Annotated in this window: 23 protein-coding genes and 2 tRNA genes; 14 read left to right on the top strand and 11 right to left on the bottom strand. The window is 70.0% G+C overall.

Going from position 1 to position 25,112, the window contains the following annotated elements; all coding sequences use genetic code 11:
* Window positions 1–54 precede the first annotated feature (54 nt).
* The 7 genes from serS to A4X17_RS17165 all read left to right on the top strand — a co-directional run bounded on the left by serS (window position 55) and on the right by A4X17_RS17165 (window position 6,765).
* Window positions 55–1,320, top strand: a complete 1,266-nt coding sequence (gene serS / locus A4X17_RS17195) for a serine--tRNA ligase (protein WP_064296870.1) — start codon at window positions 55–57, stop codon at window positions 1,318–1,320.
* A complete protein-coding gene (locus A4X17_RS17190) occupies window positions 1,317–2,141 on the top strand; it encodes an HAD family hydrolase (protein ID WP_064296869.1) in 825 nt (274 codons plus the stop codon). Before serS ends, A4X17_RS17190 begins: the two co-directional genes overlap by 4 nt.
* 147 nt (window positions 2,142–2,288) lie before the next feature.
* The gene (locus tag A4X17_RS17185) at window positions 2,289–3,536 is read left to right on the top strand and encodes an LCP family protein (protein ID WP_064296868.1); all 1,248 of its coding nucleotides are present in this window, start codon (window positions 2,289–2,291) and stop codon (window positions 3,534–3,536) included.
* A gap of 96 nt (window positions 3,537–3,632) precedes the next feature.
* Window positions 3,633–3,717, top strand: a tRNA-Ser gene (locus tag A4X17_RS17180).
* A 140-nt stretch (window positions 3,718–3,857) separates the two neighbouring features.
* Window positions 3,858–5,162: a hypothetical protein gene (locus A4X17_RS17175; protein ID WP_064296867.1), complete on the top strand. Its 1,305-nt coding sequence runs from the start codon at window positions 3,858–3,860 to the stop codon at window positions 5,160–5,162.
* Window positions 5,163–5,222: 60 nt separating this feature from the next.
* Complete coding sequence (locus A4X17_RS17170) at window positions 5,223–6,563, top strand: LCP family protein (RefSeq protein ID WP_082916260.1); 1,341 nt, start codon at window positions 5,223–5,225, stop codon at window positions 6,561–6,563.
* A 113-nt stretch (window positions 6,564–6,676) separates the two neighbouring features.
* Window positions 6,677–6,765 (top strand) — tRNA-Ser (locus tag A4X17_RS17165).
* A 202-nt stretch (window positions 6,766–6,967) separates the two neighbouring features.
* Here A4X17_RS17165 and A4X17_RS17160 read toward each other — a convergent pair.
* On the bottom strand, window positions 6,968–7,216 hold the full coding sequence (locus A4X17_RS17160; RefSeq protein ID WP_139205375.1) for a DUF2795 domain-containing protein: 249 nt from the start codon (window positions 7,214–7,216) through the stop codon (window positions 6,968–6,970).
* 102 nt (window positions 7,217–7,318) lie between these two features.
* Between A4X17_RS17160 and A4X17_RS17155 the strand changes: the two genes are divergently transcribed.
* The 3 genes from A4X17_RS17155 to A4X17_RS17145 all read left to right on the top strand — a co-directional run bounded on the left by A4X17_RS17155 (window position 7,319) and on the right by A4X17_RS17145 (window position 10,131).
* A complete protein-coding gene (locus A4X17_RS17155; RefSeq protein ID WP_197479115.1) occupies window positions 7,319–8,221 on the top strand; it encodes a hypothetical protein in 903 nt (300 codons plus the stop codon).
* Between the two features lie 106 nt (window positions 8,222–8,327).
* On the top strand, window positions 8,328–9,296 hold the full coding sequence (locus tag A4X17_RS17150; RefSeq protein ID WP_157583592.1) for a putative RNA methyltransferase: 969 nt from the start codon (window positions 8,328–8,330) through the stop codon (window positions 9,294–9,296).
* Between the two features lie 91 nt (window positions 9,297–9,387).
* Window positions 9,388–10,131, top strand: coding sequence for an RNase H family protein (locus A4X17_RS17145; RefSeq protein ID WP_064296863.1), 744 nt, complete (start codon window positions 9,388–9,390; stop codon window positions 10,129–10,131).
* A gap of 131 nt (window positions 10,132–10,262) precedes the next feature.
* On the opposite strand, the gene A4X17_RS17140 is transcribed toward A4X17_RS17145, so the two are convergent.
* The gene (locus A4X17_RS17140) at window positions 10,263–10,973 is read right to left on the bottom strand and encodes an endonuclease/exonuclease/phosphatase family protein (RefSeq protein WP_064296862.1); all 711 of its coding nucleotides are present in this window, start codon (window positions 10,971–10,973) and stop codon (window positions 10,263–10,265) included.
* Between the two features lie 102 nt (window positions 10,974–11,075).
* Window positions 11,076–13,313, bottom strand: coding sequence for a UvrD-helicase domain-containing protein (locus tag A4X17_RS17135; RefSeq protein WP_082916259.1), 2,238 nt, complete (start codon window positions 13,311–13,313; stop codon window positions 11,076–11,078).
* A gap of 180 nt (window positions 13,314–13,493) precedes the next feature.
* On the opposite strand from A4X17_RS17135, the gene A4X17_RS17130 reads away from it, so the two are divergent.
* On the top strand, window positions 13,494–14,006 hold the full coding sequence (locus A4X17_RS17130; protein ID WP_064296860.1) for a DUF4190 domain-containing protein: 513 nt from the start codon (window positions 13,494–13,496) through the stop codon (window positions 14,004–14,006).
* Window positions 14,007–14,070: 64 nt separating this feature from the next.
* On the opposite strand, the gene A4X17_RS17125 is transcribed toward A4X17_RS17130, so the two are convergent.
* Window positions 14,071–14,961, bottom strand: coding sequence for a hypothetical protein (locus A4X17_RS17125; RefSeq protein ID WP_064296859.1), 891 nt, complete (start codon window positions 14,959–14,961; stop codon window positions 14,071–14,073).
* 126 nt (window positions 14,962–15,087) lie between these two features.
* Here A4X17_RS17125 and A4X17_RS17120 point away from each other — a divergent pair, with 126 nt between their 5' ends.
* Window positions 15,088–15,462 (top strand): hypothetical protein, encoded by a 375-nt coding sequence (locus tag A4X17_RS17120; protein ID WP_157583591.1) that lies wholly within the window; start codon window positions 15,088–15,090, stop codon window positions 15,460–15,462.
* 98 nt (window positions 15,463–15,560) lie between these two features.
* Here A4X17_RS17120 and A4X17_RS17115 read toward each other — a convergent pair whose 3' ends face one another.
* The 7 genes from A4X17_RS17115 to A4X17_RS17090 all read right to left on the bottom strand — a co-directional run bounded on the left by A4X17_RS17115 (window position 15,561) and on the right by A4X17_RS17090 (window position 22,673).
* Window positions 15,561–16,589 carry a YdcF family protein gene (locus A4X17_RS17115; RefSeq protein ID WP_064296857.1) on the bottom strand — a complete coding sequence of 343 codons (1,029 nt, stop codon included), beginning with the start codon at window positions 16,587–16,589 and terminating at the stop codon, window positions 15,561–15,563.
* 73 nt (window positions 16,590–16,662) lie between these two features.
* Complete coding sequence (locus A4X17_RS17110; protein WP_064296856.1) at window positions 16,663–18,243, bottom strand: sodium:proton antiporter; 1,581 nt, start codon at window positions 18,241–18,243, stop codon at window positions 16,663–16,665.
* A gap of 145 nt (window positions 18,244–18,388) precedes the next feature.
* On the bottom strand, window positions 18,389–18,559 hold the full coding sequence (locus tag A4X17_RS19355) for a hypothetical protein (protein ID WP_153303529.1): 171 nt from the start codon (window positions 18,557–18,559) through the stop codon (window positions 18,389–18,391).
* Window positions 18,560–19,130: 571 nt separating this feature from the next.
* A complete protein-coding gene (locus A4X17_RS17105) occupies window positions 19,131–19,970 on the bottom strand; it encodes a class II fructose-bisphosphate aldolase (RefSeq protein ID WP_064296855.1) in 840 nt (279 codons plus the stop codon).
* Window positions 19,967–20,917: a 1-phosphofructokinase family hexose kinase gene (locus A4X17_RS17100; RefSeq protein ID WP_064296854.1), complete on the bottom strand. Its 951-nt coding sequence runs from the start codon at window positions 20,915–20,917 to the stop codon at window positions 19,967–19,969. The genes A4X17_RS17105 and A4X17_RS17100 overlap by 4 nt, the downstream gene beginning before the upstream one ends.
* A complete protein-coding gene (locus A4X17_RS17095) occupies window positions 20,914–21,792 on the bottom strand; it encodes an ROK family protein (protein ID WP_064296853.1) in 879 nt (292 codons plus the stop codon). The genes A4X17_RS17100 and A4X17_RS17095 overlap by 4 nt, the downstream gene beginning before the upstream one ends.
* Window positions 21,789–22,673, bottom strand: coding sequence for an SIS domain-containing protein (locus A4X17_RS17090; RefSeq protein WP_064296852.1), 885 nt, complete (start codon window positions 22,671–22,673; stop codon window positions 21,789–21,791). The genes A4X17_RS17095 and A4X17_RS17090 overlap by 4 nt, the downstream gene beginning before the upstream one ends.
* A gap of 175 nt (window positions 22,674–22,848) precedes the next feature.
* Here A4X17_RS17090 and A4X17_RS17085 point away from each other — a divergent pair, with 175 nt between their 5' ends.
* Window positions 22,849–23,637 (top strand): DeoR/GlpR family DNA-binding transcription regulator, encoded by a 789-nt coding sequence (locus tag A4X17_RS17085; RefSeq protein WP_064296851.1) that lies wholly within the window; start codon window positions 22,849–22,851, stop codon window positions 23,635–23,637.
* Window positions 23,638–23,876: 239 nt separating this feature from the next.
* The gene (locus tag A4X17_RS17080; protein ID WP_064296850.1) at window positions 23,877–25,109 is read left to right on the top strand and encodes a Gfo/Idh/MocA family protein; all 1,233 of its coding nucleotides are present in this window, start codon (window positions 23,877–23,879) and stop codon (window positions 25,107–25,109) included.
* Window positions 25,110–25,112 lie beyond the last annotated feature (3 nt).

The following is a 25,112-nucleotide window of genomic DNA, read 5'->3' as shown; positions in this document are numbered from 1 at the left end:
CCAACGGTACTGTCCCGGGGCCTCGTCATCGACCTCGATCGCTAGACTTGCCGGGTGATCGATCCCGTACTCCTCCGCGAACAGCCAGAAGTCCTCCGAGCGTCGCAGCAGAAGCGAGGGTCCTCCGTCGACCTCGTCGACCAGGCGATCGACGCCGACACCGCACGCCGCGCCGCGATCACCGGGTTCGAGGAACTCCGTGCCGAGCAGAACGCGTTCGGCAAGCAGGTCGCCAAGGCCCCCAAGGAGGAGAAGGCCGCCCTCGTCGCCCAGGCGCAGCAGCTCGCCGCCCGCGTCAAGGAGGCCCAGCAGGTCGCGACGGAGGCCGAGGCCTACTTCGCCGACGTCGCCGGCCGCATCCAGAACCCTGTCCTCGAGGGCGTACCCGCCGGCGGCGAGGCCGACTTCATCACGCTCCGCGAGGTCGGCGAACGCCCCTCCTTCGATTTCGCCCCCCGCGACCACCTCGAGCTCGGCGAACTCCTCGGCGCCATCGACATGCAGCGCGGTACCAAGGTCAGCGGCTCGCGCTTCTACTTCCTCCGCGGCATCGGCGCCCGCCTCGAGATCGCCCTCATGAACCTCGCGCTCGACCGCGCGATCGAGGCCGGCTTCGTCCCGCTCATCACCCCGACGCTCGTGCGCCCTGAAATCATGAAGGGCACCGGCTTCCTCGGCGAACACGCCGACGAGGTCTACCAGATCGCCGGCGAAGACCTCTTCCTCACAGGCACGAGCGAGGTGGCGCTCGCCGGGTACCACTCCGACGAGATCCTCGACCTCGAGCAGGGCGCGCTCCGCTACGCCGGCTGGTCGACCTGCTACCGCAAGGAGGCCGGGTCCTACGGACGCGACACCCGCGGCATCATCCGGGTGCACCAGTTCAACAAGCTCGAGATGTTCGTCTACACGAAGCCGGAGGACGCCGCCGCCGAGCACGAGCGCCTGCTGTCGTACCAGGAGGCGATGCTGCAGTCGCTCGGCCTCAGCTACCGGGTCATCGACACGGCCGCCGGCGACCTCGGGTCGAGTGCGGCACGCAAGTTCGACGTCGAGGCCTGGGTGCCGACGCAGGACGCGTACCGCGAACTCACCAGCACCTCGAACTGCACCACCTACCAGGCACGTCGCCTCGACACCCGGTACCGCACGGAGTTGGGCAAGACCACGCCGGTCGCGACGCTCAACGGAACGCTCGCGACCACCCGCTGGATCGTCGCGATCCTCGAGACGCACCAGCAGGAGGACGGCAGCGTCGTCATCCCCGAGGTGCTGCGTCCGTACCTGGGCGGCATCGAGGTCGCGAGGCCGATCCGATGACGGACGAGACGACGACCACCGCGACCCCGCTGCTCATCGCCCTCGACATCGACGGCACCGTGCTGCACGAGGACGGTTCGCTCAGCCTGTCGGTCGCCGACGAGGTGCGTCGCGTGGTCTCACTCGGCCACATCGTGACGCTCGCCACCGGTCGCAGCTGGGAGAGCACGCGCCCGGTGCTCGAGGAGCTCGAGCTGACGCCGCAGTACGTCGTCTGCGCGAACGGTGCGCTCATCATGAAGCGCGACGAGTCGAAGCCCGACTCCTACGAGCGCTTCTTCACGGAGACCTTCGACCCGACCGAGGTCCTCGGGCTCATCCAGCCGCACCTCTCTGAGGGCAGCTACATGGTCGAGTACCCCGACGGCTTCCGCAAGTACACGGTCGGTATGGAGGACTGGAACCTCGAGAACGCGATCGAGGTGCCGTTCGAGGAACTCGTGACGAGCCCGGTGACGCGCGTCGTCGTCGTGTCCCCGAGCCACGACGAGGAGGAGTTCCTCCGCATCGTCGACGAGATCGGGCTCAGCCAGGTGAGCTACGCGATCGGGTGGACGGCGTGGCTCGACATCGCGCCGAAGGGCGTCAACAAGGCGACCGCGCTGGAGCGTGTCCGGGAGTGGCTGGGGCTCGAGCGCTCGCAGATGGTCGCCGTCGGCGACGGCCGCAACGACGTCGACATGCTCGGCTGGGCGGCAGCGGGAGGACGTGGTGTCGCCATGGGCCAGGCACCCGAGGAGGTCCTCGCGGTCGCGTCGGAGGTCACCGGGACGGTCACCGACGACGGTCTCTCTCAGCTCCTGAGGAGCATTTCGGGTTAGCATCGTCCAAAGCTCCGTGTCGTCACGCCGTTTCCGGTGGGCACGGGGCGTCGGTGCGAGCCTGCTGCAGGTGTCCGCCGGACGACTCGCCGCAGCCCGGTCTCCAGGGTTCCGGCAACCCCTGTTCCTGAGACGAGAGCGAGATCCATGACCCGCAACGCCGACGCGTCCAAACCGCGCGCCGCCGTCCGTCACGGCAGACTCCGCAAGTCGAACCCGTTCGTCACCGTCGCGAAGATCGTCGCCGCGACGGCCGCCGTCGTCGGCGTGAGTGGTATCGCGGTCGCCGGTGTGGCCGCACTCGACCTCGCCAACAGCGTGAAGCCCGTCGCCCACCTCGACAACGAGACGCCGGGTGCACCGCCGCCCAACATCGGCGCGATCGAGGGCGGCGTCAACCTGCTCCTCGTCGGTAGCGACTCGGGCGACGGCAATGCGGCGTACGGCGATCGCGAGGAGAACCTCAACGACGTCACGATCCTCATGCACATCTCGGCAGACCACTCGAGCGCGACCGTGGTCAGCTTCCCGCGCGACATGTACGTGCAGATCGGTGACTGCGCCGATGGCGGCAACGGTCGCGACAAGATGAACACCGCCCTCATGTACGGCGGGGCCGACGGCGGGCTCGCCTGCGCGGTCTCCACGGTCGAGGGCATCACCGGGCTCTCCATCCCGTTCGCCGCGCAGATCGGCTTCGACGGTGTCATCTCGATGTCCAACGCGGTCGGCGGCGTGCCGGTGTGTGTCACCGAACCCCTCAACGACGCCTGGAGCGGCATCAACCTCGACGTCGGCACCCACGACCTCTCGGGCGCGTCCGCCCTCGCCTTCCTCCGCTCGCGTCACGGCGTCGGCGACGGCAGTGACCTCTCGCGCATCTCGAACCAGCAGGTGTTCCTCTCCTCACTTGTCCGCACCCTGAAGAGCAGTGAGACGCTCTCCGACCCGATCAAGCTCTACTCGATCGCCCGTGCGGCGTTGAAGAACGTGACGCTGTCGAGCAGCCTGAACAACATCGACACGATGGTGTCGATCGCCGCAGCGCTCAAGGACATCCCGCTCGACCGTGTCGCGTTCGTGCAGACGCCGACGGCCACGGTCCAAGGTGGCGTGGAGGCGACGTCCGATGCGGATGTGCTGTGGACGGCGCTGCAGAGCGACCAGGCCGTGGCGCTGTCCGCCACCGGCAAGTACGTCGTGACTGACCCGAACGCACCGGTCACGCCAGACCCGGCGACGACCGACGCCGCGGCGGATCCCGCTGCCACGGCGGACCCGGCTGCGCCCGCGGATCCGTCCGCCGCCGGCCCCGTCGCCCTGCCCGACACGATCACCGGCCAGAACGCGGCCCAGAACACCTGCACGGCCGGTCGTCCGGAGGAAGACCAGTAGTCACCGCGTGATCGGATGGGGCCGCCTCGCCGCTGGCCCCATCCGATACACTCGATCCTGGTCGTCAGCTGCGTCATCGCGGGCGATCGACCATCAGGAGGGCTGTCCGAGCGGCCGATGGAGCCAGTCTTGAAAACTGGTGGGCAGAAATGTCTCGTGGGTTCGAATCCCACGCCCTCCGCACGTACTCGAGATGGCCGGGTGGGCCTGCGCTGCACAGTTCATCGGTATGATATTCATCGACTGATATGCAGACATGGAGCGGCTCGAGTTCGTACTCGTCGACTCGTGTCGGCGGACGATTCGAAAGCAGAACCAGCGATGACCGAGCCATCCGACCAGCCTGAGAAACCACAGGAGACGGGCGGGCAGGTGCCGCCGCCTCAGGGCCCCGTTCCACAGCACCCGTCGATCGACGGATCCACGCCGCGCGCCGATGCGCCGCAGAACGGTGCAGGGGCCCAGCAGTATCCGTACGGTGCGTCCCAGTACCCCGTCAGTGCCACGCAGAGCCCGTACGGTGCGTCCCAGAGCCCGGCGGGCGCTCCGCAGAATCCGTACGGTGCGTCCCAGAACCCCTACGCCGGTGCACCGTCCCCCTACGCCCCCGGAGTCGCCGGTCCCGCCAAGCGGCGCAAGTTGTCCCGCGGCGGACTCATCGGCATCATCGCGGGGGCGGTCGTCCTCGTCATCATCGTGGTCACGGCCGCCGGTATCGGCATCAGCTCCGCGATCCGCGGGGCGCAGGGTGACCCGAAGAGCATCGTCACCGACTACTTCACCGCCCTGCAGGACGGCGACGCCAAGCAGGCACTGAGCTACCTCGACGAGTCGATCAGCGACAAGACGCTGCTCACCGACGACGTCCTGAAAGCGTCCGCGAAGCTCGGCAAGATCAGCAAGGTCAAGCTGACCTCCGCGAAGGAATCCAGATCCACCACCACGGTCACGGCGACGTTCTCGGTCGGTTCCACCCCCGTGACCCAGGAGTTCACCGTCTACAAGGCGTACAAAGGTGGCTACTCCATCCTCTCGGGGGGAACGGTCAGCCTGTACCCGTCGATGCTCGACGGCGTCACCGTAACGGTCAACGGACAGGAGGCGAAGGGCGACTCCTGGACGGTGTTCCCCGGCGCCTACCAGCTCGCGCTCCCCAAGACACTCGAGGAATCGTTCTCGATCTCCGGAGCAGACGACCTCGTCGCCGCCGGTGACTCCTACGACCTCCTCTCGGACGTGAAGGTCGAGCTCAACGAGGCAGGCGTCAAGCAGTTCCGCGACGCCGTGACGGAAGCGGTGAACGCCTGCATCGCCTCGACCAGCCTCACCGCAGGGTGCGGTCTCGACATCCCGGCCACACTGTCGGACGGCACGGCGGTCGCGGACGGCACCATCACGCGCACGCTGAGTGCGGACGCGCAGGCCAACCTCGCCAACCTCGAGCCCCGCGAGACGTTCGTCAACCCGCTCCAGGTCTACGGCGACTACATCGGGAGCGTCAAGGCGTCCTCGACGAGCTGCACGCAGAACGGAGCGACTGGCGGTTGCGACATCCTGTTCGGTCCCTCGCTCGGCTCGCCGCAGGTGGACTTCACCTCGGGAACCCCGGTGGTGCGCTGGGACTGATGCGTCGCGGAAACCCGGTCGCGCACCCTCGTTCACAGCCGGACCTGCTTTACTGTTCCGATGCCCCCGATCACGTCTGACGCCGTCGAGCCCGCGCGGAACCGCACGGGCCGTGGCGCAACCGGTCGTGAGGGACGTTCCCGCAAGCTCAGCACCATCGCCCGTCACGGGCGGTTGCAGCGACCGAGCGCCGTGCGGACCGGCCTGAAGATCATCGCTTCGACCCTGGCCGTCGCGCTGGTCAGCGGTGGCATCGTCGCGGGGATCGCCCTCTGGGACGTCGCCGCCTCGGTGAAGCCCGGTGTCGCGCTCGTCGACTCGCAGGGTGAGGCGGTCACCGACCTCCCGGCGATCGGAGCGTATCCGGGCGGCGTCAATCTCCTCATCGTCGGCAGCGACTCCCGCGCCGGCCAGGACCCCGTCTTCGGCGACGCCGAGGAGGAGACCGGCAACCTCAACGACGTCACGATGCTCGTGCACATCTCGGAGGACCACAGCAACGCGACGGTCGTCAGCTTCCCGCGCGACATGTTCGTCCCCATCCCGTCCTGCCCCGACCCGGCCGGCGGCTCGTTCGACTCGATGAGCCGGCAGAAGATCAACACCTCCTTGAGCTACGGCGGGCTCGCGTGCACGGCGCTGACGGTGTCGCAGCTCACCGGTCTCGAGATCCCGTTCGCCGCAGAGGTGCAGTTCAGCGGCGTCATGGCGATGTCGACCGCACTCGGCGGGGTGACGGTGTGCGTCGCCGACCCGATCGAGGACGAGTACACGGGCACCTTCCTCTCGGCGGGCGAGCACACCCTCGAGGGCTACGAGGCGCTGCAGTTCCTCCGCACCAGGCATGGTGTCGGGGACGGCAGCGACCTCAGTCGCATCAGCAACCAGCAGGTGTTCCTGTCGGCGATGATGCAGCAGGTCAAGAGTGCCGAGACGCTGACCAACCCCGGGACCCTCTATTCCCTGGCCAAGGCGGCGGCGCAGAACATGCAGCTGTCCGACAGCCTGACGAGCCTCGACACGATGATCGCGATCGCCATGACGCTGCGCGACGTCGACCTGTCGAACATCGCGTTCGTGCAGTACCCGAACGCCGCCGTCGATGGCGGGGTCGAACCGATCGACGACGCGGCCGCCGCGCTCTTCGAGGCACTCGGTAACGACCAGCCCATCCAGCTCTCGGGCGCGACCGGCGCCGGTGCGGTGGCGAATCCGACCGACCCGACCGCGGTCGATCCCGCCGAAGGTGCGGATGCAGGTGGCGATCCTGCCGCGACGGCTCCGCCTGCCGATGCGACCGACACGTCCGCCGGCGGTGCGGTGGTCCTCCCGTCGACGGTGACGGGCCAGACCGCCGACCAGCGCACCTGCTCCCGCGGTCGCACCCTCGACGACCAGTAGGCGTCCCGACCTCGTTCTCTGAGGGTGTCGAAGGGCGTCGCGGACCCGGGGATTCGTCACCACGCCCATCTCCGGTTATGCTGGTCGTCGTGCGTCCGCTTGCGAGCGCACATGGAGACGTCGCATAGTTCGGCCTAGTGCACCACCCTGCTAAGGTGGAGTCCCCTCACGGGGACCGCGGGTTCAAATCCCGCCGTCTCCGCACTGGATCTCAGCTCGAATCCCTCGCCTCGGCGGGGGTTTCTGCGTTGCACGACGCTTGTCGGAATCGCCAGCGCGGTGCGCTGACGTCACCGCGCCCCGTAGGCGTGAGCGCGTCCCTCCGGAGACCCGCGCCCGCGTCTGTGACCCGCGCTCACGTCAGCGCACCGCGCTGGGGAATCCACCAGGTGTCGGACGGGCGGTCAGGCGGAGCGACGGAGCTCGCCGTGATGGCGGAGTTCGCGGAGGATGCCGAACGAGCCGGCGTAGTGCTCTTCGGTGAGCGTGTTGAGCGCGGCGAGGGTCCCGCGGTCGAGTCCGGAACGGACGGCGATCGACTGCAGTTCGCGGCGTGAGATCGGGAAGTCCACGGTCCTGAGGAGTGACTTCAAATCGGCGCAGGCCGCTGTTTCAGGCGGCTCCACCGTGTCGGGGTAAGGTCTGGCATCCATGTCCACATTGTCGGTAGCGTCCCCCGAAAAGGCGACAGTCGGACTCCGTTCTGGCGCAAGAGGGCGCTAGCCTGACGTGAAATGATGCGAGGGAGCGGCACCGTGCCCGACGACCGCGACACCGGGACGCCGGCCCCGACGGACCTGGCGTCTGCCGCCGTCGAGCTACTGCGCGTCCCGCTCAGCGGCTTCGTGGCGGAGCGCAGACGCCTGGCCGTCGCAGCGCGCGACGACGGGTACGACGACCTGGCGACGGCGATCCTCGCGCTCCGCAAACCGACGGTCGCCGCCTGGGCGCTCAACGTGTTGACGGCGCACCGCCCGGACCTGCTCAGCGAACTGGAACAACTCGGCTCCGCGCTCGGCGACGCTCAACGCTCCGGGGACGCCACAGCGCTCCGCACGCTCGGCACCGAACGTCGCTCGTTGATCGCGACGCTCGTCACCGCCACCGTCGAAGCCGCCGCAGCGGAGGGGGCGTCGCTTTCGGGCGCGGTGATCGAGACCGTCCGCCAGAGTCTGCAAGCGGCGAGTGCTGACGCCGACCTCGCCGCGCAGGTGTCGTCCGGGCGGCTGACCGACGCCCCGACCTCGAGCGGAGCGGGGTGGGGTGGTGTGGTCGGCGGGGCCGGCACCCCCGGCAGGCGCTCCACCGCCGACGGCTCCGTCGGGAGGCCGGGCGACGGAGACGGCGACCATTCCGGCGAAGACGACGACCGACGCCGACGCCTTCGGGCCCGGCTGGAGGCGGCCGAGCGCGACGAGGAGGCAGCGTCCAGCGCGAGTGAGGAGGCGACCGCCTTCCTGGACGAGTCGGCGGTCCGGCGGTCGGGACTCCTGCGTGACCGCGAGGACCTCGCGAGGCGGCTCGAGGAGCTCGACGCGGACATCGCCGACGCCGAGCGCGAGTGGGCCCGACGCCAACGAGAGGCTGACCGGGCGCAGCGTGTGAGCGACGCAGCACACGAGGACGTCGAGCGTCTGCGGAGCGCGCTCGAGGACTGAGTCACCGAGCTGATCGAGTCACCGCGGTGCCGAAGCCCCGCCGCGACCGATCGCCGCTCGAATGTTCCGGCGCACGCACCATGCGGCACGCGCCTAGACTCACCGTGTGGGTGAAGTGCGACAACCGGAAGCATCGCGGCAGCGACGGACACAGCAGCTGGAAGCGGAGCGTTTCGAAGGCATGCCGATCCTCGCTGACGTCCCGCAGCACGATCGGCTGAGCCTCGTCGCCCCCGATCTCGCGTGCACGATCTGCACCGCGACCCTCGAGCTCGGCGACCGCGTGTTGCGCTGCCCCGCCGGTCACAGCTTCGACATCGCCCGGCAGGGGTACGCCTCGCTCGTCGTCGGCGGTCGGACGCCGAAGACCGGCGACACGCAGGAAATGGTCGCGGCCCGCGCAGCGTTCCTCGAGGCCGAGCACTACGAGCCGATCGCGGACCACGTCGCCACGACCCTGCCGCTCGCGCGCTTCCTCCCGGACGGCTCGGTCGACGACGACAGCGCCCCACTCGTCGTCGACATCGCCGGGGGGACCGGCTACTACCTGGGCCGGATCCTCGACGCCCGACCGGCCTGGCGCGGGTTCGGGTTCGACCTGTCGCCGCTCGCAGCACGTCGCGCAGCGCGTGCGCACGGACGAGCGGCAGCCGCCACGGCCGACGCCTGGGCACCCTTCCCGCTCCGGACCGCCTCGGTCGACCACCTGCTGAGCATCTTCGGCCCACGCAACGGTCCCGAGATGCGTCGGGTGTTGCGCCCGGACGGCTTGCTCACCGTCGTGACGCCGCAACCCGGTCACCTCGCCGAGCTGCGCGACCGGCTCGGCATGATCGGGATCGCCGAGCGCAAGGACGCCCGCCTCGACGCGCAGCTCGACGGCTTCACGCTCCGCTCCCGCGACGCGCTCGACTACGCCGTCGAACTCATGCCGGAGGAGGTGCGCGACGAGGTTCGCATGGGGCCGAGCGCCCACCACCTCGACGACGACGTCTTCGAGCAGGCGATCGCCGACCTGCCCGGCTACACGACGGTCACGGTCGCCGTCACGCTCAGCGTCTTCGCGCCCGCCTGACGCCGGCCAGCCCGACACCGGCACCGCGGGACCGGCGTCGGGGCGTCGGTTGTGCGTCGATACGATGGAGGGCACTCATCGAAAGGCGCTCATGACGATCACCGCTGCCGCAGACGGCTCCGCCCTCGGCAACCCCGGACCCGCCGGCTGGGCCTGGTACGTCGACGACGATTGCTGGGCAGCCGGGGGTTGGCCGCACGGCACGAACAACATGGGCGAGCTGCGCGCCGTCCTCGAGCTGTTCCGCGCCACCGAGCACCTCGACGAGGACCTGCACATCCTCTGCGACAGCAAGTACGTCATCGACTCGATCACGAAGTGGATGCCGGGCTGGAAGAAGAAGGGCTGGAAGAAGGGCGACGGCAAGCCCGTCATGAACCTCGAGCTCATGCAGGAGATCGACGCCGCAATCGCCGGGCGGCGCTACCGGTTCGAGTGGGTGAAGGGTCACGTCGGTCACCGACTCAACGAGGCCGCCGACATCCGTGCCCGAACGGCAGCCGAGGCGTTCCAGCGCAAGACGCCGGTCCCTGAGGGACCAGGCTGGACCGGCGCCGGAGCTGCGGAGACCCTGTCCACCCCCGAGGCTGATGCCGACGCTGAAGACGCTCCCGAGACGACCGAGCCGGAGCTCTTCGCCGAGCTCGAGGTCCAGGAGGAACGCACCGCCCCCGTGTTCGACGCGGAGGACGACGGCGCGCTGTTCTCACTCGACGTCGAGCCGACGTGGCACCAGCTCACCCTCGACCTCACGACCGACGAGCACGAGCGCCTGGTCCGTCGCGCCCGCGAGGCCGGGACGAGTGTCCAGGAGTTCCTCCGCGGCCTCATCTGACGTCGCTTCCGAGTTCACAACTCAGGACGAGCGCGGCGTGTCCCGCGTGACACGCCGCGGCGGAGGGCACCGCGCCGAGCGCATCCTGAATTGCGAACCGGACGGCGCGCGCGCAGGGGCAGGCGACCGGGTCAGCGGGCGGCGGACTCCGGAGCGTCGTCGTCGACCGGCACGGCCGCACCGTAGGTGGCGTCCACGAGGATCGGCAGGTGGTCCGAGATACCGCGGCGGAGCGTCTGCACCCGGTCGATCTTCAGGCCCACGGACGTCGCGAAGTCGAAGTGTCCACGGAACATCTTGTAGCGCGTGTAGGTGCTGCGGTCGCTGAGGCTCAGATCGTAGCCGCTCTCCTGCATCTTGGTGCCGAGGCCCTTCTGGAAGAGCGGGTAGTTGTAGTCACCGACCATGAGCGTCGGGACGTCGCCCATCGCGTGCAGCTGCTCGTGCGCGGCCTTGATCTGGTGCCGACGCAGTGAGTTGAGCGCGGTGAGCGGGGCCGCGTGGAACGAGGCGACGATGAGTTCGCGCCCGGCCTCGACGTCGGTGAGGCGGGTGCCGATGAGCCGCTCGTGCGCCGGCGCGAGCACCATGTCGTGCAGCGACTTCTTCAGCGCGAACGTCTGCGTCGACTCGGCGGTGAACCGGTCGCGGCGGTAGTAGATCGCGAGGCCGAGCCGGTTCCGGTGGGTGCTGTCGGCGAGATGCAGGCCGCCGAGCTCGGCGGGCAGCTGCAGGGTGTCGGCCTCCTGCAACGCGAGGACGTCCGGGCCGAACTCTTCGGTGAGTGCGACGAGCTCGCCGCTGGCCTTGTTCTTGCGGAGGTTGTAGCTGATGACCTTCATCCCAGCCTCACATTCTGTTGGCAGAGCCCAAGCCTACGGTCCTTCCCGTCGCCCGGTGCTCTGGAGCGGTCCGGACGACGGTGCGTCGCCGGTTGCCCACGGTCACTTCGACGAGTCGACGACCGTGAGCCGTTGGGTTGCGCGGGTGAGTGCGACGTACCGGAGCGACAGGGCCGCGTGGCCCGTCCCGCCCAGCGCGTCGGGCTGCACGAGGACGACGCTGTCGAACTCGAGGCCCTTGCTCTCGCGCGCGGTGCCGGTCCACACCCGGGCGCGATCGGCTCCGGCGTCGGCGAGGAGGGCGTCGATCTCCGCCAGGAGCGAGCGGGGAGCGATGACACCCGCGATACCGGCGTGTGCGGTGATCGCGTCGACGGCGGCGCGGACCGCCGTCGGGGCCAGCGCGGCGGGTTCGACCGTGAGCTGCACGGGCTCCTCCTCGCCGCGTCGGATCGAGACGGGCGCCGGGGAGTCGGGGTCGAGTTCGAGCCGGACGGGATCGGCGAGCGCCATGATCTGCTCGGGCGTCCGGTAGTTGACGGTGAGCAGCTCCTCGGTCCAGCGCGGGAGTTGCGGGCCGAGCAGCTGCTGCCAGCTGGAGCGGGTGGCGGAGGTGCTCTGCTGGTTGATGTCGCCGACGAGCGTCATGGAGCGGTTGGGACCGCGTCGCAGGACGGCGCGCAGCAGCATGGGGGTGAGTTCCTGTGCCTCGTCGATGATGACGTGCCCGTAGACCCAGGTGCGGTCGCTCGCGGCGCGTTCGGCGGGGCTGCGGTCGTCCTCCACGGTCTGGCGGTCGGCGAGGTCCTGGGCGGAACGGAGGTAGTCGTCGTCCTGGGCCTCGTCGTCGATGCTGATGTCACCGATCATCTCGAGCACACTGCGCGCGTACTCGACGTCGTGACGGCGTTCGTAGGCGGCGCGGCGCTGCCGTTCCAGCTCGGGGCGCTGATCCTCGCCGATGAGCTCGGCGGCCTCGTCGACGAGGGCGATGTCGCCGGGCGTGAGCCGCGCGGCCCAGTCGACCTCACCCGCGCCGTCCGTTCCGGCGGCGGGTTGACGGAGCAGCAGGCGACGCTCCTCCTCGGTGTGGTCGGGAGCGACGCGAGCCAGCAGCTCGGGATCGGTGAAGAGGCGGTCGATGATCTCGGCCGGCTCGAGGATCGGCCACATCGTGTCGAGCAGCTCTTCGACCTCGGGCTCCTCGCTCAGCTCCTGTCGCCGCTCGTCGGCGTCCTCACCCGTGCGGGGTTCGAAGCCGTCGCGCTTCGCCTCGAGCCCGATGAGGTGCGTCAGCACGGCGCGGTCGAACCGCAGCTTGGCCTCGTTGTGCGGGGTGCCCGATCGCTCGATCCCGGCCTTGATCCGGCGGAGGACGCCCGGCGTGACGCGGAGCGGGCCGTCGCCGGCGATGCGGATCGTGACCGGCTGGTCGAGCGGCACCTGGCGCTCGCGGACGGCCCGGGCGACGACGTCGGCCATGCGCAGCCGGCCCTTGAGCTCGGCGGCCTCGAGCGAGTCCTCGGCGTGCGCGTCGAGTCCGGGCACGAGGGTCGCCGGTGTGACGAGGACGACGGCGGTCTCGCCGAGTGACGGCAGCACACGGCTGATGTAGTCGAGGAACGTCGAGTTCGGCCCGACGATGAGCACGACGCTGCGCATGAGTCGCTCGCGGTGCTCGTAGAGGAGATAGGCGGCACGGTGGAGGGCGACGGCGGTCTTGCCGGTGCCCGGACCACCCTGGACGAGGAGCGTGCCGGGGAGGGGCGCCCGGATGATCGCATCCTGTTCGGCCTGGATGGTGTCGACGATGTCGGCCATGTGCTTGGTACGAGCGCGACCGAGGGCCGCCAGCAGCGCACCGGACTCGCCGATGCCGCTCGGCTCGTCGTCGCTGAGCATGGTCGTGTCGAGGACCTCGTCGTGCACCTCGGTGACGCGGCGACCGGCCGTGCCGATGCGGCGGCGCAGGCGGAGGCCTTCGGGGCGGAGTGGCGTCGCCGTGTAGAACGGGCGCGAGGCCGGTGCGCGCCAGTCCAACAAAAGCTGGTCGCCGCTCTCCGGGTCGCGGAGCCCGATGCGGCCGATGTGGTGCCGTTCGTCGGTCTCGCGTTCGAGGAGGCCGAAGAGGAGTCCGTAGCTGGACGAACGCAGCTCGACCATCCGCTGGCGGTGGTGGGCGACCAGGGCGTCGCGTTCCGAGAAGCTCGAGTCGTCGTCGCCGTCGAAGGCGCGGAGGGCGAGTTCGGAGCGCCGTTCCTCGAGGTCCGACTGCGACCGGATGACGTCGTGCAGCCGATCGAGATGGTCCTGTTCCTCGGCGATCGCGTCGTTCTGCACGGTGCTCCTTCTGGGTGTGGCGCGGTCCGTGTTCCGGGTTCCCTGCGAGGACCGCACGAATACGGTAGTCGCTTTCCGGGCCCCTCATCGCCCTTGAGCGTGAGCTCTCAGAGAGCTGGAGGCTGCCGTCGGGGCGCGGATTCGGGTACCGAGTGCGTGCTCGTCGATAGGCTGACGGGCATGAGCACACCGGACGGATCGAAGCCGCAGCCCTCGGCGCCGCAGCAGGCACACTCGCAGCAGTCGGTTCCGCCGCATCCGTACCCGCAACAGCAGCTCCAGCCGCAGCAGTACGGGGTGCAGCCGTACGCCCAGCAGGCGCCCTACCCGCCGCAGCAGCCCTACCCGCCCCAGTACGGCATGCAGGCGTACGCGCAGCCGTATACGCCCGTGTACCCCGCGCCCTACCCGTACCCGGCGTCGCCGCCGAAGGGGCTCAGCATCTCCAGCATGGTCATCGGCCTGGTGTCGTTGTTCTTCGGGTTCACCTTCGTGCTCCCGGTCGTCGGATTCGTCCTCGGGCTCATGGGGCTCCGCCGCGAGCCCGCCGGTCGGGCGATGGCCATCACGGGCGTCGTGCTCAACGGACTGTTCCTGCTCGTCTGGGCGGCGCTCGTGCTGCTCTGGGTGTTCGTCATCGGCGGGCTGCTCGCCGGCGTCGGCAGTGCGGCCTCCACGGGCATCGCCGCCTGACCGCCGGTCAGTCGCTGGGCCGCCGGTCAGTCGCTGGGCCGCCGGTCAGTCGCGTGGCCGCCGGTCAGCCGGCCGGGACGACCGTGCTGACCATCGACAGCACCACGGCGCCGTCGACCTCTTCGCGTTCCAGCCAGACGGCGATCGTCGAGAACTCGCCCAACGACGCCACGTGGGTGCCGCCGCAGGCGATGACCGCAGGGCCGCCCGGCAGCTCACAGTGCCAGCTGCGCCGATCGGTGAGCAGCTCGCCCTCGCGATCGATCCGGACGGCGGCGCCGCTGTCCAGCCAGCCGTCGAGCGTGTTCCGGATGCGTGACCCGAGTGCGTCGAGGTCGTCGAGGGCGGCCGGGTCGAACCCCTTCCGACGGAGCGACTTCCCGATGCGGTAACGGTCGGTCGACGCGTTGGGGGCGATCCGCGACGACTCGCAGGCGAGCGCGTCGAAATCCGGGGCTCCGAGGGCATCGGGGACGACCTCCTTGCGCCAGGCGTCGGCGAGCGCGGCGTTCAAGGCGAGTGATGCGAGGTGGCACCCGGTGTGCCCGGCGGAGAGCGCGTGTCGGGTGGACGCGTCCACCTCGATGCGGGCCGTCGCGCCCTCGACAGCGCTCCGTGCCGTGTCGATGGAGACCAGGTGGGCGACGAGGAAGGCCCACCCCTCGGTGCCCTTCTTCACAGGGATGTCGGCGCCGAGGTACAGCCGGGTCCCGTCGCTCGCGGCGACGACGCAGTCGGTCACGGCGACCTCCACGGCGCTGGTGCCCTCACCGAAGGTGATGGTCGCCGAGTCCGCAGGTTGGTCGGGCCACGCGGCGTCGACCGGGTGGCAGGCCGTCTCGTCGAGCACGACGGCGAGGTGATCGCCGACGGGTTCGACGTGCAGCACCGTGCCCGTCGAGACGAGGGCTCCGGTGGGATAGGTGACGCGCGTGTCCGTGACGGGGAGGCTCATGTCCCCACGCTATCGCGACCGGCCCGGACGCCCGTCGGCGGCTGTCAACCCCGGGAGACCGTGGAGGATCACGTCGTAGAGTCCGAGGACACGGAGCGCGACGCGTTCCGCGGAGAGGAGTGCAACATGACGGATCAGCAGGACCAGCGTTCAGGCGATGACCTCGCGACCGGTGCGGCCGGAGCGGACCAGGAAGCCTGGGAGGGTGCCGACATCGACACCGCAGAGCTCGTGAGCTCCGACCAGACGACCGCCGGACCGGGCTCGGACGGGTCGAGCCAGACCGTCGACGGCACCGGCTCGGAGAACGCGGCTCCCGACGAGGAGCAGGCGACCGAGGAGGCCGTCGAGACCCCGGAGCCCTCGACCGAACTCGACGCACCGCTGGCCGAGGGCGAGGGTGGCGACGCCGACGGCTCGGCCGAACACCAGCCCGACTCCGGGCCGGCCTCCGAGGCCACCGACGACGCCCGCGAGGTCTACGACACCGCACCCGACTGAGTCGCGCACCACACGCACGACGGGCCGTCATCCGATCCATTCGGACGACGGCCCGTCGCGCGTTGCGGGCGTCGTCGGCCTCGGGCTGGGAGGGCGGCTCAGATCGGCAGGAGCGACCAGACCACCGCGAGGGCGATCAGGGCCGCGACGCCGGCGATCGCCAGCGCATTGAGCAGGCGGTGCTCGACCATGATGGCGACGTACTCGCGGAGGAACGCGCTCGGCACGTAGTAGGCGGCCGTCGGGGAGCCGATCACCTGGGCCTCGCTCCCGATCGAACGTGCAAGGAGGGCCGCGCGGAGGACGTGGTAGTTGTTCGTCACCACGATCGTCTCGCCGTCCCGTCCGACCGACTGCTGCAGGTCGCGGGAGAGCAACAGGTTCTCGCGCGTGTTCGTGGACGCGGTCTCCGGCAGCACGTCGGACGGGTCCGCGCCGTTCGCGACGAGGTACTCGGCCATGGCGGTGCCCTCCGGGCGGGGTTCGTCGTCGCCCTGTCCGCCGGACGGGATCAGGAGCGGCCGCGTCGCCCCAGGTGACGTGGCCCGGTAGATGCGGAGCGCCAGGTCCAGGCGACTGCGCAGCAACGGCGGGACCTCACCGTGGATGAGGCCGGACCCGAGGACGACGAGGGCGTCGGGCGTCCGCATGTGCCGATAGCGGCTGTAGACGAGTGAGTACACGCCGAAGGCCGCGAACGTCGCCGCCGCGTAGAAGCACCCGAACCCGAGCAGGAGACCCAGGGCGACGAGGACGATCGTCAGCCACGAGGGCAGGGACTGCGGGTGCGCTCCGAGGACCAGCAGCACGGCCAGCACGGGCAGGACGAGGATCGCGACCCCGGCGAACAGCGAGAGCAGGTTGCCCAGGCTGCGTCCTTCGAGCCGGAGCATCGTGATGCCGTTGCCGATGAGGAGGACCCCGAGCACACCCACCAGCAGGACTGTGCCGAACGCGGCGAGGAGCACGGTGAACGGCGTCGTGCGGGACGCCTCCGAGAGGAGCGCCACCAGCCCACAGGCGATCGCGGAGACCAGGAAGACCCCGTTGCGCAGGCGGCGGGCGTCGCTGCGTCGACTCACGACGTAGAGCATCGCGAAGACGGCGGCCGGGAACAACATGATCATGCGCTCATCCTGCCCGACCGTTCGTCGTGCGCGGGCCTGGTGGACGGGGCGTGCGAGCGGACCGGTCGGGGTGCTATGACCGCGGCGGCTTCGGCGTCATCGCCTTGAGCGTCGCCTCCTCGGCGTCGATCGCGGCCAGAACAGCCGCGACCGCCGGTTCCTGGTAGCGACCCTCGGCGCGCGCCGAGAGGAGTGCCTCGCGTTCCGCCGCGATCATCTGGCGGCGGAGTCGGGCGAACGCGACCGTCCGGAGCTCCGAGCCGTCACCGGTGTACTGCTCGAGGGCGTTGGCCACGAAGCTCGCATTGGTCCGCAGACGGTTCAGCACCTGTTCCTCGTCCGCCTCGGTCGTCAGCTCGTCGAGGCGGTCCAGGCCGGCCGTCTGGACCTCCGCCATGAGCATCAGTTGCTCGACGCGCTCCTGGCTGTGGTTCGGCGGCGGGAGGTGCAGCGCGCGGATGATCCGGGGGAGCGCGAGCCCCGAGAGGAGTGTGCCGACCACGACGACGAACGCCAGGAACTGCAGGAACTCGCGCGACGGGGTGTCCTCGGGCAGCAGGAACACCGCCGCCAGGGTCACCACGCCACGGACGCCGGCTGCGGAGACGGCGATCCCGTTGCCCCAGGACCAGCTCCGCTCACGGAGCCGTCTGGGACCGAGCCGGTAGATCGCCGTGACCGTCATCTCCCACACGAATCGCGAGACGATGAGCGCCGCGAGGACCCCGATGCTGATGAACACGGTCGGCCAGAGCCCCGGACCGGTCTGGATCGCCCCCTCGAGGATGCCGGCCAGGTTGAGCCCGATGAACAGGAAGACGGCGTTCTCGAGCAGGAACTGGATGGTGCGCCAGTTGAGGGACTCGGCGATGCGCGCCTCGGCCGACTGCACGATGGGCGCCCGGTAGCCGAGCAGCAGTCCGGCGGTGACGACCGCGAGCACACCCGAACCGTGGATCGCCTGCGCCAGGAGGAACGCGAGGAACGGGGTGATGAGGGAGAGACAGGTGTCGAGGACCGGGGCGCGCAGGCGTCGGCGGACCTCGGACAGCACCCAACCGACCGCGAGACCGACACCGACGCCGGCGACGACCTCGATGACGAACTCGCCGGCGATCATGACCGGGTTGACGACGCTCGTGATGGCGAGGATCGAGGCGTTGAGTGCCACGAGAGCGGTGGCGTCGTTGAGCAGACTCTCACCCTCGAGGATCGTCAGCACACGGCGGGGGAGTCCGAGTCGTCCGGCGATCGCGCTCACGGCGACGGCGTCGGTCGGCGCGATGACCGCTGCGAACGCGAACGCCGCTGCGAGGGTGATCGACGGGATGAGGAGCCAGCTGGCGAACCCGACCGACACGACGGTGAACGCGACCGCACCCACCGAGAGCAGGATGATGCCGTCGTTACGGGCACGGATGTCGATGAGGGAGATCCGGATCGCCGACGCGAACAACAGCGGCGGCAACAGGCCGTAGAGGATCAGGTCGGGTTCGATCTCGACGGTCGGGACGGCGGGGATGAACGACGCGACGCCGCCGACGAGCACCAGGGCCACCGGGGCGGAGACGCCCGCTCGGCCGGACAGGCCCGACACGATGACGGTGACGACGACGAACACGACGATCCACGAGATGAGCGCGACGGGATCCATGTGGGGATTCTCCCACCTGAGAGGCCGTGGTCGTCCGTACGATCGTCCGAACTCCGGACCGGCCGTGAGCGGCGCCGGTCCCGAACGCACGACGCCCCCGCACGGTCAAGCCGTGCGGGGGCGTCGGTTGGAACGGTGAGGCGGCTCAGCCGCGGCGGTTGGCCGCGCTGCTGGAACCGCGCTGCTCCGCACCGGTCTCGCGGGTGCGGAGACCGAAGCGGTAGGTGAGCTTCTCGGTGGAGTGACCGCGGCCGTGGACGGCGGTGCCCGCGGAACGGTTGGAGGACGCTGGGGTCCGAGTCTGGGTGATGGACATGGTGGTTCTCGATTCTGGTGTTGCGGATGATGGATGGGCCGGTTCCAGAAGGGGAATGCGATGACGATCGGTGCAGGTCGCATGGATGGAGCGACGAGACCGTCCGGAATGCAGCTGCGCCGAGATTCGGCTGCGCTGGTCGGCTGGGGCCGTCCGGTGGATCGTTCTTCGCCGTTCTGGAGGGCGGCTGGTGGTGACGTGTCGGGAGCATCGGCGTATCCGTGGAGGTGTGGACTCTGCACACGGAAGCCGGTTGTGACATCGGCACTCGACGGACGAACGTACGCGACCAAGCTGAGAACGACCTGGGAAGAACGGGCTTCACTGCTTGCGCGGGTCGATGCCCGAGGTCAGACCCGAGCATCGACCGGCGGTGTCGCAGAGCTCCGGGCCACCGCACCTAGGGGAGGGGTGGCCGTATCTCCCGCGCACCCGAAGGGATATCGGGCTCGGGAGGCCGGAGGGTGATCGCGGGGGACGATCGGTTACCGGTGGAGGCGCTGGAAGAACTCCAACGCAATATATATTAACAGCTCAGCGTTGCGTGTTGCTGTGGGATTCCTGGGAGTGCTCAGTCGGTGGCGAGGAGGCTCAGGATCCGCGCCGTCTCGGTCGCGACCGCGCTGCGACCGGCCCGGACGTAGGTGCGGGGGTCGACGAGCTTCGGTTGCTCGTCGAGGACGTCGCGCACCGCCCGGGTGAACAATCCGTTGAGGTGCGTCGAGAGGTTGATCTTCGTCATCCCGGAACGCACCGCCGCGCGGAGTTCGTCGTCGGGGAGTCCGGAGGAGCCGTGCAACACGAGCGGAACGGGCACCTCGCTGCGGAGCTGCGCGATCAGCGCGTGGTCGACGGCGGCCTCCCGGCTCGTCATCGCGTGCGAGGTGCCGACGGCGACGGCCAGCGCGTCGACGCCGGTCGCTGCGACGAACGCGACGGCCTCTGCAGGCACCGTGCGCGCGCCCGGAGCGTGGACGCCGTCCTTCCCGCCGACTTCGCCGAGCTCCGCTTCGACGGCCACGCCGCGAGCGTGGCAGAAGTCCACGATCTCCTTCGTCGCGCGGACGTTCTCGTCGTACGGCAGGGTCGAGGCGTCGAACATCACGCTGTCGACGCCGAGATCGACGCCCTCGTGCACGAGCTCGGCCGACTCCACGTGGTCGAGGTGGACGAGGACCGGGACCGTCGCTGCACGGGCGATGGCCAGCGAGGCGAGCGTGATGGGCGCGAGCGACCCGTGGTACCGCACGCAGTTCTCGCTGATCTGCAGGATGACCGGCAGCCCGGCCTCCTCGGCGCCGGCGACGATCGCCTCCGCGTGCTCGAGGAGGACGACGTTGCACGCCGCGACGCCGGCGTTCGAGTCCGAGGCGTTGGCGAGGAGCGCGGTGAAGTCGAGGGCGGTGGTCATTCGGTTGCTCCAATGGGGTCGGATGCGGCGGGTGCGTCGATGAATCGGTGGAAGGCGGCGAGGTCGATCGCGCCGGCGATCGGTTCGAGCACGGCCGCCGCACCTGCAGCCGCCGCTGTGCGGAGTGCCTCGGGAAGTGTGGCTCCCGCGCGGAGTGCTGCGACCAGGCCGGCCGTTGCGGCATCGCCGGCGCCGGTCGGGTTGCCGCTGACGCCGGGGACGGCCGGGACCTCGTGGGCGCCGTCGGCGTCGCCGGCGGTGAGGCCGTCGGCACCGCGGGAGATGACGACCGCGCGGGCGCCGAGTGCGAGGAGTGCCGCGCGAGCCGATGCGAGGTCGGCCGCGCCCGTCGCCTCGAGGGCCTCGTCGAGGTTGGGTTTGAGGATCGTCGCACCGGCGCGTGCCGCGGCGAGGAGCGCCGTGCCGCTGACGTCGACGATCACGGGGACGCCGGCGTCGTGCCCGGTTCGGACGAGGGCTTCGACGACGCTGTCGGGCGTGGCCGGCGGGAGCGAGCCCGAGATGACGAGTGCGCTCGCGTCGTGCAGTGAGCGCCTGAGCTCGGTCGTCAGGGCCGCCCACTCCTCGGGCGTCACCGCCGGTCCGGCCTCGGCGTAGAGGGTCGGATGCTGGATGCCGTCGACGACCGCGACCGTCGAGCGTGTCTCGGCGCGGAGCTCCACGACCTGGGCGGGGAGGTCGTCGGCCGCGAGGGCGTCCCCGAGCCAGGTGCCGGAGGCACCGCCGAGCGGCAGCACCTGCAGGGTCGGGACGTCGAGTGACTCGAGGACGCGAGCGACGTTCACGCCCTTCCCACCGGCACGCCGGACGACGGACTGGACGCGTTGCGTGACCCCGAGCTGCTGCTCGGCGACCGTGTAGGTGATGTCGACGGCCGGGTTCGGCGTCACGACCACGACGCGACGCGGTGCGGGGGTGGTCGTCATCGCGCCGTCACCAGTCGGCGGGCGAGGATCCCCGCACCGACCGTTGCCGCCTCGTCGCCATGGCGAGCGGGCAGGAGCTGCGGAACGCGGACGACGTCGAGCCGCTCGCGGAGTCCGTGTTGGAGCGGCTCGAAGAGGGCGGCTCCGGCCAGGGCGAGCCCACCGCCGATCACGATGGCGGTGGGCGCTGCGACGACGGTGATGCCGGCGAGGGCCTCGGCGAGTGCATCGACGGCGTCGTTCCAGATGGCGATGGCGGCGGCGTCACCGCTGGCGACGGCGTCGGCGACGGTCTTCGCGTCGCGGGCGCCCGCGCGTCGTGCGATGCCGCCCGCTGAGGCGAGTTCCTCGACCCGGAGTCCGCGGTGCGGGCCGTCCTGGATCACGCGCTGGCCGATCTCGCCGGCCCAGCCGCCGCCGGCGAAGGGGACGCCGTCGATGACGAGCGCCGAGGCCAGGCCGGTCCCGACCGGTACGAACGCGATCGTGCCCGTGACGTCGGCTGCAGCGCCCGAGACCGCTTCCGCCAGCGCCCCGGCGCGGACGTCCTGCCCGAAGGCGAGCGGCACCACGAGTGCGGGACGGAGGAGCTCGGGGAAGGCCAGGTCGCGCCAACCGAGGTTGACCGCGTGGATGCAGACGCCGTGCTCCTCGTCGACGACGCCGGGCACGACCACCCCGACGGCCGCTGGGGCCGTGACGCGGCTCGCGGCGGTGACGAGTCCGAGGACGATGTCGCGAGTCAGGACGCCTGAGGTGTCGCCCGAGGGCGTCGCTTCGCGCCAGCGCCCGAGGACCGTGCCGTCGGCATCCGTCAGTGCGGCTTTGATCCCGGTCCCGCCGACGTCGATGCCGAGGACCGCCCGCTCGGTCACGGCGTCAGGATGACGGAGCGCGTGAGCGAACGGGGGTGGTCGGCGTCGAGGCCGCGGGCCTCGGCCAACGCGACCGCGAAGCGCTGCGCGACGACGAGCCCGGCGATGGGGTCGAGGTCGTGCTGCACGAAGGTCGCTCCGGTGGCCGCGACGTCCTCCGGCAGGCCGGCGGGCGTCGGTCCGAGGGACCACACGAGTCGGCCGGGCTGCGCGATCGCGATGGGGCCGTGGCGGTAGTCCATGGCGGGGTAGGACTCCGCCCAGAACTGTGCCGCCTCCCGGGTCTTGAGCGCGGCCTCGAAGGTGAGGCCCACAGCGTGCCCGAGTCCGATGAAGGACACCTGGTCGGCGCCGAGGTACTCGTCGATCGGGATCTGCAGCGCCCGCTCGGCTTCCGCGGCGAGTGCCTCGACGTCGTGTCCGAGCGAGCCGCGGAGGAGCGCGAGCGTCGTCGTGGCGAAGCGGGTCTGGACCACCGAACGCTCGTCGGCGAAGGGGAGGGCGATCACGTGTGCCGCCGGAACGGTCGCGGGGGAGTCGTCGACCGCGGTGATGAGGACGGTGGTGACCGAGTCGCCCACCGCTTCCAGCAGGTGCACGATCTCCGTGGTCGTGCCGGAGCGTGAGATGGCGACGATGCGGTCGTAGTCGCGGACGCCGGGGAACTCCGAGCCGGCGAACGCGTCCGTGACACCGAGCCCCGCCTGCTCGCGCAACACGGCGTAGCTCATCGCGATGAACCAGCTGGTGCCGCACCCGACCACCGCGACCCGCTCTCCCGGCTGCGGCAGCACGGCGACGGCCTCCGGCACGAGGGCGGCGGCGGTGCGCCAGGATTCGGGCTGCGACGCCAGTTCGGCGGCGACGAAGGTCTCGGACATGACGTGCCTTTCACGTGAGGGGACGCGATCGCAGCGTGGCGATGCGTTGCCGCAACCATACCGGATCGAATCTGATCGATACCAGTGAAAATCGTCAGAATCAATCAGACTGGCGCTGGCTGAGCGCCCATATGATGGTCACAGTACGCCCGACCCGACCGGAAAAGCAGGACAGATGACGCAGCAACAGCGACTCAACGCCCTGCTCGAGCTCGTGAGCGAACGCGGCAATGTGACGATCGCGGAGATCGGCGAAGCGCTCGGCATCTCCGCGGCCACCGCCCGTCGCGACCTGACGGCGCTCGCCGAGCAGCGACTCGTCACGCGGACCCACGGCGGTGCCGCCGCCCTCGGCACCGGCTACGAGCTGCCGCTGCAGTACAAGATCGCCCGCCAGGCGGACGCCAAGATGGCCATCGCGAAGGCCACGGCCGCCCTGATCAACGTCGGCGACGCCGTCGGACTCAACGGCGGCACCACCACGAGCGAGGTTGCGCGGGTGATCGGGCGGAGCGAGCACCTCGTCCGTTCGGACGGCGACGCCTCGGTCACGATCGTGACGAACGCGCTCAACATCGCCTTCGAACTGTCCGTGCGCTCGCACGTGAAGATCGTCGTGACGGGAGGCGTCGCACGACGCCAGTCCTACGAACTCGTGGGCTCGCTCGTCGCGGGGGCGCTCGCCGAGATCGCCCTCGACGTCGCGATCCTGGGCGTCGACGGCTTGAGCGCGCAGTTCGGCGCTACCACCCTCCACGAGGGTGAGGCGTCGGTGAGCCAGGAGTTCGTCAAGGTCGCGAAGCGGGTCATCGTGGTCGCCGACAGCACCAAGATGACGAAGGCGACCTTCGCCCGCATCTGCCCGCTCGACCGCATCGACGTGCTCGTCACCGACCAGCCGGTGGATCCGGCGTTCGCCGACGCCCTGGCCGCGGCCGGCGTCGAGCTCATCATCGCCGCCTGAGTCCTCCCCTCCCGGTCACTGCATCGCCCCCTCCTGGCCACTGAGCCATCTCCTCCTGGCCACTGAGCCGCCCCCGGTCACTGAGTCTGTCGAAGTGCGCTCCCCATGTTTCGGCGCGGTAAAACCTCTCCACATCAGCCACCCCGCGCTTGCGTCAGCGCTGTGATCGCCTATTGTCATTTCATGATCGTTTTGGCATCATATGAATCAACTTCACGCAAGGAAGCGGATGTGATCGAGTGAGCACTGCACCAGCCACCACCCCCGAAGGCCTCCGGGTCGCCGTCATCGGCACCGGCCAGCGGGCCTACATCGCCGAACACGTCGCCACGAGCCCCACGTCCGCCTCGGTCGTCGCGGCGGTCGACACCACCGAGATCGGTCGCGGTCGGGCTCGGCAGCTGTTCGGCGACGACATCGAGGTCCTCGACTCCCACGAAGCGCTCATCGCGCGGGGCGGTGTCGACGCGGCGATCGTGACGACGCCCGACTGGACCCACAAGGAGATCGCGGTCGACCTGCTGCGCGCCGGCATCGCGGTCTATCTGGAGAAGCCGCTCGCGATCACGCTCGACGACGCAGACGCGGTCCTCCAGGCCGCCTACGAGTCGCGGACGCCGCTCTACGTCGGGCACAACTTCCGGCATGCCGCCGTCGTCCGGCTCATGCACGAGGTCATCGAGCGCGGCGAGATCGGCGCGGTCAAGTCCGTCTGGGTCCGCCACTTCGTCGGCAACGGCGGCGACTACTACTTCAAGGACTGGCACGCCGACCGCTCGCGCGTGAACACCCTGCTCCTGCAGAAGGCGAGCCACGACATCGACGTCGTCCACTTCCTCGCCGGCGCGTACACGCAGCGCGTCGTCGCGATGGGCGACCTCGCGGTCTACGGCGACATCGACGACCACGAGGACCGCAGCGGCCAGACCGTGGCCGACTGGTTCTCCTACGACAACTGGCCGCCCGAGGCGCAGCGCGGTCTGAACCCCGTGGTCGACGTCGAGGACGTCTCGATGATGCTCATGACCCTCGAGCACGGGATCACCGCCAGCTACGAGCAGTGCCACTTCACCCCCGACTACTGGCGGAACTACACCGTCATCGGGACGCACGGCAGGCTCGAGAACATCGGCGACACCGCCGGTGGCACCGTCAAGGTCTGGAACCGTCGTCGTACCTGGAGCACCGAGGGCGACGTGGAGTACCCGATCGCGGGTGTCGAGGAGGGCCATGCCGACGCCGACCTCGACACGATGAACGAGTTCCTCGCCTTCGTCGCCGAGGGCACCCCCACCACGCTGTCGCCGGTCGCCGCGCGACAGGCCGTCGCAGCCGGAGCCCTCGCCGCACACTCCCTCCGCAACGGTTCGATCCCGCTCGACGTCCCGCCGCTCGACCCCGCACTCGTCGAGTACTTCTCCTCCCTCACCGCCCGCACCGCACCGCACTCCCTCGACGCCGCCGCCCGGTAGCGC

The sequence above is a fragment of the Plantibacter sp. H53 genome (assembly GCF_001650455.1).
In the GTDB taxonomy this organism is placed as follows: Bacteria; Actinomycetota; Actinomycetes; order Actinomycetales; family Microbacteriaceae; genus Plantibacter; species Plantibacter flavus_A.
Note: the sequence above shows the minus strand (reverse complement) of the source record. Positions and strands in the feature narration are given on the sequence as shown.